The organism is Streptomyces sp. NPDC055078 (genome assembly GCF_053607985.1).
The window spans coordinates 1-14112 of sequence record NZ_JBSGUP010000153.1 but is presented as its reverse complement, the minus strand read 5'-3'; the positions used below and the strand labels follow the sequence as shown (position 1 = coordinate 14112).

The following is a 14112-nucleotide window of genomic DNA, read 5'->3' as shown; positions in this document are numbered from 1 at the left end:
GGACGGGGCCGGCCCCGTCCGACTGACCTGAACCCTGCGCGCGGGTCGGGTCGGCTCTCCCGGCGCGTGTCCGGCCGGGTGTCCGGGGCATGGGTCCGGGCGACCGTCCCGGGGTCGTACGTCGGCATGTCCACGCACATACTGAGCTGGCACCCGCGGATACGGGACGGCGCACGCCGGAGCGAGGCGCGAGAGCGAGGCACGAGAGCGAAACGGCGAAGCCAGACAGCGAAGCCAGACAGCGGAGCAGAACGGCGGAGCAGGGCAGCAGAGCAAGGCAGCAGAGCAGGGCGGGCAAGGAGCGAGAGGGAGCGAGGCAGCGCGTGGTGGCGGAGCCGGAAGGCCCGAAGGGCCCGGGGCCGGAGGCGGCTCCCGGCCCGGAGGACCGCAAGCCCCAGTCCGACGAGGCACACAGCGCCTTCGCCCCGCCGGCCGGTGTCGGGCGTCCCGAGGCCCCTGAGGAGGACCAGCCGACCTCGGAGTTCGCACTCCCGCCGGGCGCCGCGACCGAGACCTCGCCGCCCGAACCGGAGGGCTCCGCGTTCGCCCCGCCGAGCACCTACCGCGCCAAGCGCTCACCGCCCCTGTTCACCCCCGCGCAGGGCATCCCCGCGGTCAGTCTGACCAAGGACGCTCCCTGGCAGGACCGGATGCGGGCGATGCTGCGGATGCCGGTGGGCGAGCGGCCGGTGCCGGAGCTGGTGCAGCGGCACGACGAGGCCGGTCCCGCCGTCCCCCGGGTGCTCGACCTGACGCTGCGTATCGGGGAACTGCTGCTCGCGGGTGGTGAGGGCGCCGAGGACGTCGAGGCGGCGATGTTCGCCATCTCGCGCTCGTACGGACTCGACCGCTGCGAGCCGACCGTGACCTTCACCCTGCTGTCGATCACCTACCAGCCGTCGCTGGTGGACGACCCGGTGACGGCGAACCGGACCGTACGCCGCCGGGCCACCGACTACACCCGGCTGGCCGCGGTCTACCGGCTGGTGCATGACATCAGCTCGACGGAGACCGAGATCACGCTGGAGGAGGCGTACCGCCGGCTCGCGGAGATCCGCCGTAACCGGCACCCCTTCCCCGGCTGGGCGCTGACGGCGGCGAGCGGGCTGCTGGCCGGGGCGGCTTCGGTACTGGTCGGCGGCAATGTGGTGGTGTTCCTGGCGGCGGCGATCAGCGCCATGCTCGGCGACCGGCTGGCGTGGCTGTGCGCGGGGCGCGGGCTGCCGGAGTTCTACCAGTTCGTCACGGCGGCCATGCCCCCGGCGGCGATGGGCGTCGCACTGACGCTCTCCCCGCTGGATGTGCGCGCCTCCGCGGTGATCACCGGTGGGCTGTTCGCGCTGATCCCGGGGCGGGCGCTGGTCGCGGGTGTCCAGGACGGTCTGACGGGTTTCTACATCACCGCCGCCGCCCGGCTGCTCGAAGTGGGCTATCTGATCGTCGGCATCGTCATCGGCGTGCTGAGCGTGCTCTATCTGGGTCTCGCCCTGGGCGCGGGCCTCACCCCGGAGACGGCCCTGCACGCCGTGGAGCGCCCGGAGGTGCAGCTGCTGGCGGCGATGGGGCTCTCGCTGTGCTTCGCCGTACTGCTCCAGCAGGCCCGCGACACCGTACTGCTGGTGACGCTGAACGGCGGGGTCGGCTGGGTGGTGTACGGGGCCCTCGCCCACACCGCCGATGTGCCGCCGGTCGCGGCGACGGCCGCCGCCGCCGGTCTGGTGGGTCTGTTCGGGCAGATGCTCTCCCGGTACCGGTTCGCCTCCGCGCTGCCCTATGTCACCGCCGCGATCGGGCCGCTGCTGCCCGGCAGCGCGACCTACTTCGGGCTGCTGGCGATCGCGCAGGGCGACCTGAACACCGGGCTCGCCTCCCTGTCCACGGCCGCCGCGCTGGCGCTGGCCATCGCGATCGGGGTGAATCTGGGGGGCGAGATCTCCCGGCTGTTCATCAGGGTCCCGGGCGGCGCGGTCCCCGCCGAGCCCCGGCGCGCGGCGAAGCGGACCCGAGGGTTCTGACGGCTGTCCCCCAGGGCGTGCTGCCGGTACGGGCGCGTCCCGCAGGGCGTGGCACCGGTACGGCGGCGGTACCCCGCCCGGGCGGACCGGACGGGGGCGCGGCCTCCGCCACGAGCCGGCGGTCAGCGCTTGGCGTGCCGGCCGCGCGGCGGCTGGGCCGGCGGCTGGGGCTGGGCCGGCGGCTGGGCGCCCGGCTCCGACGCCGTCCTGAGGGCTTCCTTCTTGTTCTTGGAGCGGGCCCGCAGCACCTCGATGACGATCGGCAGCACCGAGATCAGCACGATCAGGATGAGGATCTTCTCGATGTGCTCATGCACAAAGTCGATCTTGCCGAGAGCCGCGCCGAGCACGGTGACGCCCGCGCCCCAGAGCACCCCGCCGATGATGTTGTAGGTGATGAACGAGCGGTAGTTCATCCGGCTCACACCGGCGATGATCGGTGTGAAGGTCCGCACGATGGGCACGAAGCGCGCCAGGACCAGCGACTTGGGGCCGTACTTCTCGAAGAACTCGTGCGCCTTCTCGACGTTCTCCTGCTTGAACAGCCGGGAGTCGGGGCGCTTGAAGAGGGCGGGGCCGACCTTGCGGCCGAAGAGATAGCCGACCTGGTCGCCCACGACGGCGGCGATCACGATGAGGGTGCAGACCAGCCACAGCGGGGTGTCCAGCTTCCCCGTGGTCACCAGCAGACCCGTGGTGAACAGCAGCGAGTCGCCCGGCAGGAAGAAGCCGATGAGGAGTCCGGATTCGGCGAAGACGATGACCAGGACACCGATCAGGCCGAACGTGTTGATCAGATAGTCCGGGTCCAGCCAGCTCGGTCCGAGCGCAAGGGTAGTCACGAGGTCCGGGCTCCAAGAGTCATAGATCGGGCGAACGGCGATCGGCGAAGTCGGCCGTCGTCCAACGCTATCAACGCATCGGCCCCGCTCCGCGTTCCCAAGGTGCTCCCAGGATGCACTGTGCACGAGCCGGTACAAAGCTGTCGCTCCAAGGCCCCCGGAGGAAGACGGACGAAGGCATACGAAGACAGATGAAGACAGACTTCGCGGACATCGGGGGGGTCCGGGCGGTGTGACAGTGCCGCACCCGGACGTACGGATGCGTCCGCCCGGGTGGGTGTCCGGGCCCGGGCGGACCTCCCGCGTTGCGGCCGGGTCGCGCCCGTACGAGCCTGAGCCGGGACGCCCGTACGGGCACGGGCGCCGGAAGTGCCCCCGTACGGCACGAGGACGCGGAAGTGCCCCTCAGGGCACGCGGAAAGCACCCGGGCGCCACCCGGCAATTGCCCGTTCGGCACGCGGACGCGGAAAGGCGGCAGGCCCATGCCACTCCACCAGGGCACGGACGGACGCTCCTCCCGGGGGCAGGAGCAGCGCAGGCTGTCCATGAACCCGTTCTACGGGGAGGCCGACCCGGTCAGCGGTATGACGGCGGCCCCGCCGACGCACCGGCTGCCCGACGGGCCGCTGCCGCCCATGACGGCGTACAAACTCGTCCACGACGAGCTGATGCTCGACGGGAACTCCCGGCTCAACCTGGCCACCTTCGTCACCACCTGGATGGAACCGCAGGCCGGGGTGCTGATGGGCGAGTGCCGGGACAAGAACATGATCGACAAGGACGAGTACCCGCGCACGGCCGAGCTGGAACGGCGCTGTGTGGCCATGCTCGCTGACCTCTGGAACGCCCCGGACCCCACCGCCGCCGTGGGCTGCTCCACCACCGGGTCCAGCGAGGCGTGCATGCTCGCCGGGATGGCCCTCAAACGCCGCTGGGCCGCCCGTAACGCCGACCGCTACCCGGGCACCGCCCGGCCCAATCTCGTCATGGGCGTGAATGTCCAGGTCTGCTGGGACAAGTTCTGCAACTTCTGGGAGGTGGAGGCCCGCCAGGTCCCGATGGAGGGCGACCGGTTCCATCTCGACCCAGGGGCCGCCGCCGATCTCTGCGACGAGAACACCATCGGCGTCGTCACCGTCCTCGGCTCGACCTTCGACGGGTCGTACGAGCCGGTCGCCGAGGTCTGTGCCGCGCTGGACGCCCTTAAGGAGCGCACCGGGCTGGACATCCCCGTCCATGTCGACGGCGCGTCCGGGGCGATGATCGCGCCGTTCGTCGACGAGGACCTGGTCTGGGACTTCCGGCTGCCGCGGGTCTGCTCCATCAACACCTCCGGCCACAAGTACGGCCTGGTCTACCCGGGCGTCGGCTGGGCGCTGTGGCGCTCGTCCGCCGAACTGCCCGAGGACCTGGTCTTCCGGGTCAACTACCTGGGCGGTGACATGCCCACCTTCGCCCTCAACTTCTCCCGCCCCGGCGCCCAGGTGGTCGCCCAGTACTACACCTTCCTGCGGCTGGGTCGCGACGGCTACCGGGCCGTCCAGCAGACCTCCCGGGACGTCGCCCGGGGCCTGGCCGACCGGTTCGCCGCCATCGACGAGTTCCGGCTGCTCACCCGGGGCGACGAACTGCCCGTCTTCGCCCTGACGACCGCGCCCGGAGTGACCAACTTCGATGTCTTCGACGTCTCGCGCCGACTGCGCGAACAGGGCTGGCTGGTGCCCGCGTACACCTTCCCCGCGAACCGTGAGGACCTCTCCGTCCTGCGCGTCGTCTGCCGCAACGGCTTCTCCGCGGACCTCGCGGCGCTGCTGATGGAGGACATGGACAAACTGCTTCCGGAGCTGCGCCGCCAGTCGGAGCCCCTGGCCAGGGACAGCGCGGCGGCCACCGCGTTCCACCACTGACGAAGTGAGGCTCAGCTGTCGCCGGGGGCGCTGATGAAGGCGGCGCCGGTCTCTGCCATCCGCTCGACCGCATAGGCCGGGTCGAGCAGCGCCTCGGGGGTGTGGATGCCCGGTGTGACGGCTTCGCCGCGCAGCCCGAGCAAGCGCTCGACGCCGAGGGCGATGCCGGTTGCGGTCAGGGGGCGCTGCCCTGCCGGGTGGACCAGGTGGCGGCTCGTCCTGATCGGTGCACCCCCTCGGTCTGCGCCTTGGAGGTCGATCCGGACCTCGAAGGAAGCGGGTTCGCCGCGGCGTCGGCCCGCGGATTCGCCGACGGCGAAGTCGAAGCGGACGTTGGGCGCATCCGTCGCGTGGGCGAGGCTTGGTACGTCGAGGACGGCGATGCTCTGGCCGGGCAGATCGGTGCCGTCGGTACTGCGCACATCCGCCTGTGCGTCGGGGCCGGTGACCCAGGTGAAGACGCCGTCCCGGCGCACAAGTCCCGCCGATGTGGCAGTGGACCACCGCTGTAGATCCGCTAGTCCCGCGGGCCCGCCGGTGTCCAGTTCGTCCAGTACGGCACTGATCCGGATGGTGTCGATCCGGTCGAACCGCCGGGCCGAGTGCAGTGCCGCGAGGACGACGGCACCGGCGCAGTAGTGGCTGGCCACCAGGATCGGCGCGGCGTTTGCCCGCTGGGCGCCCGCGACGACCTCCGGCGCGATGTCCACCAGACCGCTGGAGATGCTGAGGTACGGCAGCCCGCGATGCTGCGCATAGCGCAGCCCGTGCAGGTGGTCGTCCCAGAGCGCGGCGACCACCGCCGAGTGGTCGCGGCCGGCCGGGAGGCCGAGATCGCCGCGCCGCAGATCGATGGTCACGGCCGTCGCGGCGCCGAGTTCGTCGGCCACCCGCTGTGCGCGATCGATGTCACGACCCGCGATGGTCAGCGGCAGTGCCGGGTGCCATTGGCGCAGGAGTGCGGCGGCCCCCGTGCCCGCCTGGCCCGTACCACCCAAGATCAGTACCGATTCCGGCTGTCCCACTGTGGGTTCCCTTCACATCCATGAAGCTACATTTTGTAACCTACGTTTTGTAGCTTAGATTGGAGTGAGAACGCAAGGGAGGGCCATGGCCACCACACCGATCCGCCTGTCCAAGCAGGCCAGGCGGGAGCAGCTGCTCGACACCGCCGTGGCGATCGTGCGCACTCAGGGCGCCGATGGCCTGACGCTGGTCACCCTCGCGGAGGAAGCCGGGGTGAGCAGACCGATCGCATACGACCACTTCGCCACTCGCCCCGGCCTCCTGCTCGCGCTCTACCGACGGCTCGACGAACGCCACCGGGCCGCGATCACCCAGTCGTTGCGGGACGCCGCACCCAGCGCCGGCGAGGTCGCCCGCGTCATCAGCACCGCCTACTTCGCCTGCGCCACCGACATGCCGGAACTCAGCGCCGTTTCCGCCGCGCTGAAAGGAAACCCGGACATGCGGGCGATCCAGCACGAGTTGACCGACAGCTACGCGGACCTGATGGCCACCGCGCTGCTGCCGTACTCCGGCCTCGCGCCCCAAGCCCTCCGGCTGCGGTGCGTCGGCGTGCTGGGTGCGGCCGAGGCGATCGCCGCCGAGCTGAACCGGGAGCGGGCAACCGACGGCGAAGCGGTCACCGCGTTGACCGACCTGATCGTGGGCGGCCTCGACGCCAGGGCCGACCGTTAGGCACGGTTTCTTGGATCTGCTGTCGGCGTACGGACTTTTCCTCCCCAGCTACGTACGGAACGGTGCGCCGGACCACCTGGGCTCCCAGCAGCGGCCCTTCGTCGCCGCCCACGCCCGGCAGGGCCCACCGCACCCCGGCGCCCGGTACTCAGTCGCTGAGCCTGCGGAACCTCCCCACCGCCAGCGGGAAGAAGATCCCCACCAGCACCAGCGGCCACACCACCGCCATCAGCACCCCGTGGTCGGCCAGCCAGGAGGTGCCGACGTCGAGGCCGGAGAGGTCGCGGACCGAGGTCGCGGTCGCTGACAGCGGGTTCCACTGGACGGCGGCGCCGAGCCAGCCGGGCATGGAGTCCACCGAGGCGAAGGCGTTGGAGAAGAAGCCGACCGGCCAGATCAGGATCTGGGCCGCCTGCACCATCTCGGGTTTGCCCGCGACCATGGCCAGATGGATGCCGATCCAGAGCATCGCGAACCGCAGCAGGAGCAGCAGCCCCACCGCCCCCAGCAGAGCCATGAAACCGCCCTGCCAGCGCCAGCCGATCGCGTGCCCGATCCCGATCATCGGTACCAGGCCGATCGCCGACATCATCATGTCGGCCGCGCTCCGGCCGACCAGCACCGCGGAGTCGGCCATCGGCAGGGACCGGAAGCGGTCGATGACTCCCTTGTTGAGGTCCTGGGTCACCGCCGTCAGGGTGGCGTCCAGGCCGAACGTCATGGTGAGCGCGAGCATGCCGGGCATCAGATAGTTGATGTACGAGCCCTCGACGGCCCGGCCGCCGCCCATCAGATAGGCGAACATCAGCAGCATCATCACCGGGAAGGCGAGCCCGATGGCGATCTGCATCGGCTGCCGCGCCCAGTGCGCCAGCTCGCGCCGGGTCATGGTCCACGAGTCGGTCAGTACGTGCGTGCTCAAGCGGGAACCCCCTTGGTGAGCTGGAGAAATACCTCGTCGAGGGTGGGGCGGCGGACGGCGATGTCCTCCGCCTCGATACCGGCGGTCTCCAGTGCCCGTACGGTCTCGGTCAGCGCGGCCATCCGGTCGGCGACGGCCATGCTGACCAGCCGCCTGTCCTCGTCGATGACGGCGTCGTGCCCGAACGGCAGCAGAGCCGCCACCACCACGAGATCGGCCGCGTCCCGCAGGACCACATCGATCCGGTCGCCGCCGAGCTTCGCCTTGAGGTCGTCGGCGGTGCCGTCCGCGACGACCCGGCCGGTGTCGATGACCGAGATCCGGTCGGCGAGCTGATCGGCCTCCTCCAGGTACTGCGTGGTCAGCAGGACGGTCGTGCCCCCGCCGACCAGCGAGCGCACCGCGCTCCACACCTCCGCGCGCCCGCGCGGGTCGAGCCCGGTGGTGGGCTCGTCCAGGAACAGCACCTCGGGGTCGGTGATCAGCGAGGCCGCCAGATCGAGGCGTCTGCGCATTCCGCCGCTGTACTGCTTGACCGCCTTGCGGCCCGTGTCCGCGAGGCCGAACCGCTCCAGCAGCTCATCGGCCCGGGTGCCGGCCCGGCGGGCGCCGAGGTGGTGGAGCCGCCCGAACATCTCCAGGTTCTGCCGGCCGCCCAGCTCCTCGTCGAGGGCCGCGTGCTGGCCGAGCAGGCCGATCCGCCGCCGGACCTGGGCCGCCTCGGTGCGGACGTCGTACCCGGCGACGCGCACCTCGCCCTCGTCGTGCCGCAGCAGCGTCGCCATGATCCGTACGGCGGTGGTCTTGCCCGCGCCGTTGGGGCCGAGCACCCCGTGGACCGTGCCCCTGGCCACCGCCAGGTCCAGGCCGTCCAGCGCCGCCTTCTCCCCGTACCGCTTCCGTGCTCCCGCGACGGTGATCGCGTCCGTCATCCGGCTCCCTTCACACACCCGTACCCATTAGTCAAAATTGACTAGGTGGATGAAGGTAGCACCGGATCAGTCACTCGTCAAACTTGATTAATGCTCGTCGCCGTCGTGCCGCACATCCGTGGCGTACGGGTTCTCCTCGCCCTCGCCCAGCACCCCGACGAACGGCTCACCCTCCGCGTCGAAGGTGTACGCACCCGCCTCGATCCGCTGGATCAGGCCGCGCGTCCACTCCATCCCGCTGTCGGCGGACGACACCCAGAGGTTCATGATCTCGCCGATGTGCCCCAGCGACTCCGGCCCGTCCGCGGGTGTGTAGTACTCGGTCACCCCCGACCGCCAGTCCTCCATGGCGCGCACCCGCTCCTTCAGCAGTTCCACCGCCTCCCCGCGCGGGAGGTGGACGATGAACCCGACCGCCGCCGAGAGCGTGTCCATCTTCTGGTCGTAGCGGACCAGCGCCTCCCGCAGCAGCCGGAAGAACTCCGCCTCGCCCTCGCCGGTGATCTCGTACTCGGTGCGCGGCGGGCCGCCGGCCGTGGACGGCGCGATCTCATGCGCGCGGAGCATGCCCTGCTTCGCCAGTTGCTTGAGCGCGTGGTAGATCGAGCCCGGCTTGGCGTTGGACCACTCGTGCGCGCCCCAGTACTCCAGGTCGTTGCGGATCTGATAGCCGTGCGCCCGCCCATGCTGGCGTACGGCTCCGAGGACCAGCAGACGGATCGCTGACATCGGCCGGTACTCCCTTCTATTCAACTTTGACTAGGGTAATCAATTTTGACTACGCTGCCAGTATGACCGAGAAGACGATCCCGCTGCTGCCCTGCCGGACCGAGCTGATCCAGGAACTGGTCGACTTCTACACCGCGCTGGGCTTCGAGACGACGTTCCGGCAGAAGTCTCCGTACGCCTATGTCGTGGTCGAGCGCGGCGAGGTGGAGCTGCAGTTCGGCGGCATGAAGGAGTACGACCCCGCGGAGTCGTACTCCGGCTGCTATGTGCTGACCGACGACGTCGAGACGCTGTACGGCGCCTTCCGTACGGGCCTTAAGGCCGCGTACGGGCGCATCCCCAGCCGCGGTCTGCCGCGCATCGGGCCGCTGAAGGACATGTCGTACGGGGTGCGGCAGTTCCTGATGACCGACCCGAGCGGCAACTCCATCCGGGTCGGTCAGATGATCAGCGAGGACCAGAGCCACCGGCCCGCGCCCAAGGAGACCTTCGCCCGCGCGCTGCATCTGGCCGATCTCTTCGCGGACTCCAAGGAGGATCTCACGGGGGCCGCGAAGATCGTCGACCGGGCGCTGGGGCTGACGGACGAGCGGCCCACCCCCGTACAACTGCTGCGGCTGCTGGTGCTGCGCGGGGACATCGCGCAGCGGCTGGGGGACGAGGAGCTGGCGCGGGAGATGCTGGAGCGGGCCGCGGCGGTCGGCCTCACCGATGAGGAGCGGGAGTCGGTGCGCGATCAGCTGAACCGGCTGGTGGAACTCCGGACTGGGTGACACCCGCGCCCGGAGCCGGGCCGGGCGGTCCGCGCGCCGGGCCGTACCGTACGGGTTCGACCCGATCCGCGCCGGGCCGTACCGTTCGGGTCCGACCCGACCCGCGCCGGGCCGTGTTCAGCCGCGCCTGCCCGGGCCTCCCGCTCTGCGGGACAGCCCTCAGCCCCAGCTCTCGCCGCGCTCCAGCGCCACCAGCTCGAACGCCGTCCTGCCGTCCAGCGACTCCCGGATGATGTCCGCGTGCCCGGCGTGCCGGCCGATCTCCTCCACCAGATGGATCAGCAGCCAGCGCATCGACACCCGGCCCTCCTTGGGGAACCAGGGGGCCTCGGGCAGCGGGAAGGTGTCGTTGAGGCTGGAGACGGAGTGGATGAACTCCGCCGTCTCCTTGGCGACCGTGTCCCAGAACTCCAGCGTCTCGGGAATCGTCTCCCCGTCGACCAGCCGGAAGCTGTCCCCCCAGGTCTCCTCCGTGCGCTGCCTTTCATTGAGCTTCTGCTGGGCCATCCGCAGCCAGTTCAGCTCGGTCTCCGCCACATGCTTGAGCAGCCCGGACAGCGACAGCTCACTGGCGCTCGGGTGGCTCGCGGCCTGCTCCTCGGTGAGTCCGATCACCGAGCGGCGGACCGCGCCGCGCTGGGCTTCGACGAAGGAGAGGAGCGCGCCGCGCTCATCGCCAGGGGCCTCTGCGGGAACGTGCGTCACCATGGTGTCCACCCTTCAGGCTGGTTCGAGGAGAGCGTCCCGCTCTCCTCCCGACACCGCAAACGCTAGGGGTCATTGCGGACAGGCTCTGTCCGCAATGACCCTGTCCGCCATGACTCTGTCCGCGATGACGCGCGAACGCCAGGGGTCCGCTGTCCCTGAGGACGTTCCGCTGTCCCTGAGGACGTTCCGCTGTCCCTGAGGACGTTCCGCCGTTCCTGAGAACGTTCAGAACGGGAACTGCGAGCGCCCGTACTGCACCGAGATCCACTTCTGGGTGGTGAACGCCTCGATCATCGATTCGCCGTTCAGCCGTCCGCTGCCGGAGTGCTTCTCGCCGCCGAAGGGGACGATGGGCTCGTCGTGGACCGTGCTGTCATTGATATGGATCATGCCGGTGTCGATCCGCTTGGCGATCCGCACACCACGCGCGATATCGGCGGTGTGCACGGCACCGCTCAGCCCGTACGGGGTGTCATTGGCGATCCGGACCGCCTCGTCCTCCCCGTCGAACGGCAGGATCAGCGCCACCGGGCCGAAGATCTCCTGGCCCAGCACCGGGGAGTCCGCCGGGATGCCCGTCAGTACCGAGGGCTCCACCAGGGTGCCCTCGGCGCCGCCGTGCAGCAGGGCGGTGGCGCCCGCTTCGACCGACTGGCGCACCAGCGCGGTGACGGCGTCGGCCTGTCCGACATTGATCAGCGGGCCGATATGGGTCGTGGGGTCGGCCGGGTCGCCCACCTTGAGCGTGCGCACCTTGGCGACGAACTTCTCGGTGAACTCCCGCTCGACCGAGCGGTCCACCAGAATCCGGTTGGCGGCCATACAGACCTGGCCCTGATGGACGTAGCGGCTGAAGACCGCCGCGTCGACGGCGTAGTCGATATCCGCGTCGTCGAGCACGATCAGCGCGCTGTTGCCGCCCAGCTCCAGGATCGCGCGCTTGAAGTTGGCCGCGCAGACGGTGGCCACATGCCGGCCGACCTTGTCCGAGCCGGTGAAGGAGATCGCCTTGGGCACGGGGTGCTCGATCAGCGCGTCGCCGATCTCGGCTATGTCGGTGATGACGACATTCAGCAGGCCCGGCGGCAGTCCCGCGTCCTCGAAGACCTTGCCCACCAGCGAACCGCCGCAGATCGGGGTGTTCTGATGCGGCTTGAGCACCACGCCGTTGCCGAGGGCCAGCGAGGGCGCGACCGACTTGATCGACAGCAGGAAGGGGAAGTTGAAGGGGCTGATCACCCCGACGACACCGACCGGCAGCCGGTAGACATGGTTCTCCTTGCCGTCGACCGGCGAGGGAAGAATCCTTCCTTCGGGCCGCAGCGCCAGCTGGATCGCCTCGCGCAGGAACTCCTTGGCGAGATGCAGCTCGAATCCGGCCTTGATGTGGGTGCCGCCCAGCTCCGCGACGATCGCCGCGGTGATCTCCTGCTCGCGCTCCTCGATGATGCGCAGCGCGCTCTCGAAGACGGCCCGCCGGCCGTAGGGGCTGGTCTCGCCCCAGGCGACCTGGGCGCGCTCGGCGGCGCGGTACGCCTGGTCCACTTCCGCCGCGGTGGCCACGGTGATCGAGGCGAGCTTCTCCCCGTCGTACGGATTGAAATCGATGATGTCCCAGGAGCCGCTCCCGGGCCTCCACTCGCCATCGATGTACTGGTAGGCCAGCTCGGTGAACAAGGACATAGAACTCGATTCCTCACCCGTCGTCGGAACCTCGCAAACACGCGCCTGATGCCACGTAACTATACTTGCGCTTTACGTGAGTTGGAGTAGACCACGCAGCACATCACGACTCTCGGCCGCGTCCGGGCTGTCCTCCTGGAGGCGCTCCATCACCCTTTCGTACTGGGCGACTTCTTCCCTCTTGTCCAGATAGAGCGCACTGGTCAGCTGCTCCAGATAGACGATGTCCGACAGGTCCGACTCCGGAAAGCGCAGCATCGCGAACGCACCGCTCTCGCCCGCATGGCCGCCGAAGCTGAAGGGCATGATCTGGAGCGTGACATTCGGCTGCTCGGAGATCTCGATCAGATGCTTCAACTGACCCTGCATCACCGCGCGATCGCCGTAGGGGCGGCGCAGCGCCGCCTCGTCCAGGACCGCGTGGACCCGGGGCGCGCGCTCGGACACCAGCAGCTTCTGGCGCTCCAGCCGAAGTGCGACCCGCCGGTCGACATCGGCCTGGGGAGCGTTCGGCTGCCCCCGGGTGACGACGGCATGGGCGTACGCCTCGGTCTGGAGGAGGCCGTGGACGAACTGCACCTCGTAGAGCCGGATATAGGAGGCGGCGGCCTCAAGGCCGACATATGTCTGGAACCAGCCGGGCAGGACGTCTCCATAGCTGTGCCACCAGCCGGCGACATTGGCCTCCTTGGCGAGGCCGAGCAGGGCGCCGCGCTCCAGTTCGTCCGCGACTCCGTAGAGCGTCAGCAGATCCTCGACGTCCCGGGCCTTGAAACTCACCCTGCCCAACTCCATACGGCTGATCTTTGACTCCGATGCGCGGATCGAGTATCCGGCTGCCTCCCGGGTGATGCCGCGCGACTCGCGCAGCCTCCTCAACTGAGAGCCCAGCAGGATGCGCCGCACCACGGATCCACCACCCGGCTCTTCGGCCCACGACTGGCTTGCGGTCACGACTCCAACCCTCCCCATATCTCTCATCCCCTTGCACCCGTGCTGTTCGGCTGGACCGGCGCTGTTCGGCGTCCCGGGTGCCGCCGTCTCTACAGGGTGAGGTACCCCCCGCACCCCAAGAGCGCGATTCTGCCACCAAAACACTTCAGCGAGTACTCATTCGGTTACGGATATGGGAAGCGCTTGGGAAGACCATGAATCGCCATGGAGAAAGATATGACCAACAACCCCCACGGACAGGGACGTTACGGGCGCGTGCACGTGCATCTGCCCTTGCATCTGCCCTGCGCATTGGGAACCATGGTCCTCGCCGCACCTGCGTGCTCGTTCGTGTTGTAGCGCCACAGCCGCGATTCCCGGGGAGTGCCTCGCATGGGGACGAATGGATCGACCATGCTCAAGCCGTTACGGCAGGGTCCTCCCCTGATCGATCCCGCAAGGGTCTCCAACTCGGCCTCGTGCTCACTGCCCGCCCGCTATGAAGCCGTGCGCGGGGCACGCAAGTTCACGGAATCGACGATGGCGCGGTGGGATCTCGGCGACCGGTTCGACGATGTCGCGCTGGTCGTGTCCGAACTCGTCACCAACGCACTGCGGCACGCCCTGCCCGGCGAGCCCCCCCGAGAGAGCCATGACCCGCCCGTACGGCTGCATCTGATGCGCTGGCCGGGCCGACTGGTGTGCGCGGTGCGCGATCCGAGTCCGGAGATCCCGCAGAGCCCGCAGATCCCGGCGGACTCGTTCGACGGCGACGGCCGTGCCGACGGGGACGAGCCGTGGTTTCCGGACCCTCAGGGCACGGCCGAGTCCGGCCGGGGTCTTTTTCTGGTGGATTCCTTCAGCGACAGCTGGGGGTGGCACCCGCTCGCTGGGGCACCGCACGGAAAGATCGTGTGGGCGCTCTTCCGGCTGGGATAGGCCGGTGTTGAGGCCGGACCCTTGTCG

General features: G+C 69.5%; 13 protein-coding genes. 5 read left to right on the top strand and 8 right to left on the bottom strand.

The annotated features are described in order from the left end of the window. Window positions 1-323: 323 nt before the first annotated feature. On the top strand, window positions 324-2015 hold the full coding sequence (locus ACWF94_RS15715) for a threonine/serine exporter family protein (RefSeq protein ID WP_453487913.1): 1692 nt from the start codon (window positions 324-326) through the stop codon (window positions 2013-2015). 122 nt (window positions 2016-2137) lie between these two features. On the opposite strand, the gene ACWF94_RS15710 is transcribed toward ACWF94_RS15715, so the two are convergent. Next, complete coding sequence (locus tag ACWF94_RS15710) at window positions 2138-2857, bottom strand: DedA family protein (protein ID WP_453487912.1); 720 nt, start codon at window positions 2855-2857, stop codon at window positions 2138-2140. 483 nt (window positions 2858-3340) lie between these two features. On the opposite strand from ACWF94_RS15710, the gene ACWF94_RS15705 reads away from it, so the two are divergent. Beyond that, window positions 3341-4765 (top strand): glutamate decarboxylase, encoded by a 1425-nt coding sequence (locus tag ACWF94_RS15705; protein WP_453487911.1) that lies wholly within the window; start codon window positions 3341-3343, stop codon window positions 4763-4765. Window positions 4766-4776: 11 nt separating this feature from the next. On the opposite strand, the gene ACWF94_RS15700 is transcribed toward ACWF94_RS15705, so the two are convergent. Continuing rightward, a complete protein-coding gene (locus ACWF94_RS15700) occupies window positions 4777-5790 on the bottom strand; it encodes a saccharopine dehydrogenase (protein ID WP_453487910.1) in 1014 nt (337 codons plus the stop codon). 85 nt (window positions 5791-5875) lie between these two features. Between ACWF94_RS15700 and ACWF94_RS15695 the strand changes: the two genes are divergently transcribed. After that, window positions 5876-6466: a TetR/AcrR family transcriptional regulator gene (locus ACWF94_RS15695; protein ID WP_453487909.1), complete on the top strand. Its 591-nt coding sequence runs from the start codon at window positions 5876-5878 to the stop codon at window positions 6464-6466. Window positions 6467-6614: 148 nt separating this feature from the next. On the opposite strand, the gene ACWF94_RS15690 is transcribed toward ACWF94_RS15695, so the two are convergent. From ACWF94_RS15690 to ACWF94_RS15680, 3 genes are all read right to left on the bottom strand, one after another. Further along, window positions 6615-7388 (bottom strand): ABC transporter permease, encoded by a 774-nt coding sequence (locus tag ACWF94_RS15690; protein WP_453487908.1) that lies wholly within the window; start codon window positions 7386-7388, stop codon window positions 6615-6617. Further along, complete coding sequence (locus ACWF94_RS15685; protein ID WP_453487907.1) at window positions 7385-8320, bottom strand: ATP-binding cassette domain-containing protein; 936 nt, start codon at window positions 8318-8320, stop codon at window positions 7385-7387. Before ACWF94_RS15685 ends, ACWF94_RS15690 begins: the two co-directional genes overlap by 4 nt. Before the next feature lie 87 nt (window positions 8321-8407). Then, window positions 8408-9049: a PadR family transcriptional regulator gene (locus tag ACWF94_RS15680; protein ID WP_453487906.1), complete on the bottom strand. Its 642-nt coding sequence runs from the start codon at window positions 9047-9049 to the stop codon at window positions 8408-8410. Window positions 9050-9111: 62 nt separating this feature from the next. On the opposite strand from ACWF94_RS15680, the gene ACWF94_RS15675 reads away from it, so the two are divergent. Further along, entirely contained in the window at window positions 9112-9822 is a 711-nt protein-coding gene (locus ACWF94_RS15675) for a bleomycin resistance protein (protein ID WP_453487905.1), read from the top strand. A 159-nt stretch (window positions 9823-9981) separates the two neighbouring features. Here the strand turns inward: ACWF94_RS15675 and ACWF94_RS15670 are convergent, their stop codons facing one another. From ACWF94_RS15670 to ACWF94_RS15660, 3 genes are all read right to left on the bottom strand, one after another. Continuing rightward, window positions 9982-10530, bottom strand: a complete 549-nt coding sequence (locus ACWF94_RS15670; RefSeq protein ID WP_453487904.1) for a DinB family protein — start codon at window positions 10528-10530, stop codon at window positions 9982-9984. A gap of 225 nt (window positions 10531-10755) precedes the next feature. After that, a complete protein-coding gene (locus ACWF94_RS15665) occupies window positions 10756-12213 on the bottom strand; it encodes an aldehyde dehydrogenase family protein (RefSeq protein WP_453487903.1) in 1458 nt (485 codons plus the stop codon). 72 nt (window positions 12214-12285) lie between these two features. Then, entirely contained in the window at window positions 12286-13185 is a 900-nt protein-coding gene (locus tag ACWF94_RS15660; protein WP_453487902.1) for a helix-turn-helix domain-containing protein, read from the bottom strand. A gap of 354 nt (window positions 13186-13539) precedes the next feature. On the opposite strand from ACWF94_RS15660, the gene ACWF94_RS15655 reads away from it, so the two are divergent. Further along, window positions 13540-14085 carry an ATP-binding protein gene (locus ACWF94_RS15655; RefSeq protein WP_453487901.1) on the top strand — a complete coding sequence of 182 codons (546 nt, stop codon included), beginning with the start codon at window positions 13540-13542 and terminating at the stop codon, window positions 14083-14085. Window positions 14086-14112 lie beyond the last annotated feature (27 nt).

Bases quoted from the DNA above. Each gene is read 5' to 3' on its own strand.
- ACWF94_RS15705 (WP_453487911.1), top strand. From the start codon at position 3,341: ATGCCACTCCACCAGGGCACGGACGGACGCTCCTCCCGGGGGCAGGAG.
- ACWF94_RS15695 (WP_453487909.1), top strand. From the start codon at position 5,876: ATGGCCACCACACCGATCCGCCTGTCCAAGCAGGCCAGGCGGGAGCAG.
- ACWF94_RS15685 (WP_453487907.1), bottom strand. From the start codon at position 8,320: ATGACGGACGCGATCACCGTCGCGGGAGCACGGAAGCGGTACGGGGAG.
- ACWF94_RS15680 (WP_453487906.1), bottom strand. From the start codon at position 9,049: ATGTCAGCGATCCGTCTGCTGGTCCTCGGAGCCGTACGCCAGCATGGG.
- ACWF94_RS15675 (WP_453487905.1), top strand. From the start codon at position 9,112: ATGACCGAGAAGACGATCCCGCTGCTGCCCTGCCGGACCGAGCTGATC.
- ACWF94_RS15670 (WP_453487904.1), bottom strand. From the start codon at position 10,530: ATGGTGACGCACGTTCCCGCAGAGGCCCCTGGCGATGAGCGCGGCGCG.
- ACWF94_RS15665 (WP_453487903.1), bottom strand. From the start codon at position 12,213: ATGTCCTTGTTCACCGAGCTGGCCTACCAGTACATCGATGGCGAGTGG.
- ACWF94_RS15660 (WP_453487902.1), bottom strand. From the start codon at position 13,185: ATGGGGAGGGTTGGAGTCGTGACCGCAAGCCAGTCGTGGGCCGAAGAG.
- ACWF94_RS15655 (WP_453487901.1), top strand. From the start codon at position 13,540: ATGGGGACGAATGGATCGACCATGCTCAAGCCGTTACGGCAGGGTCCT.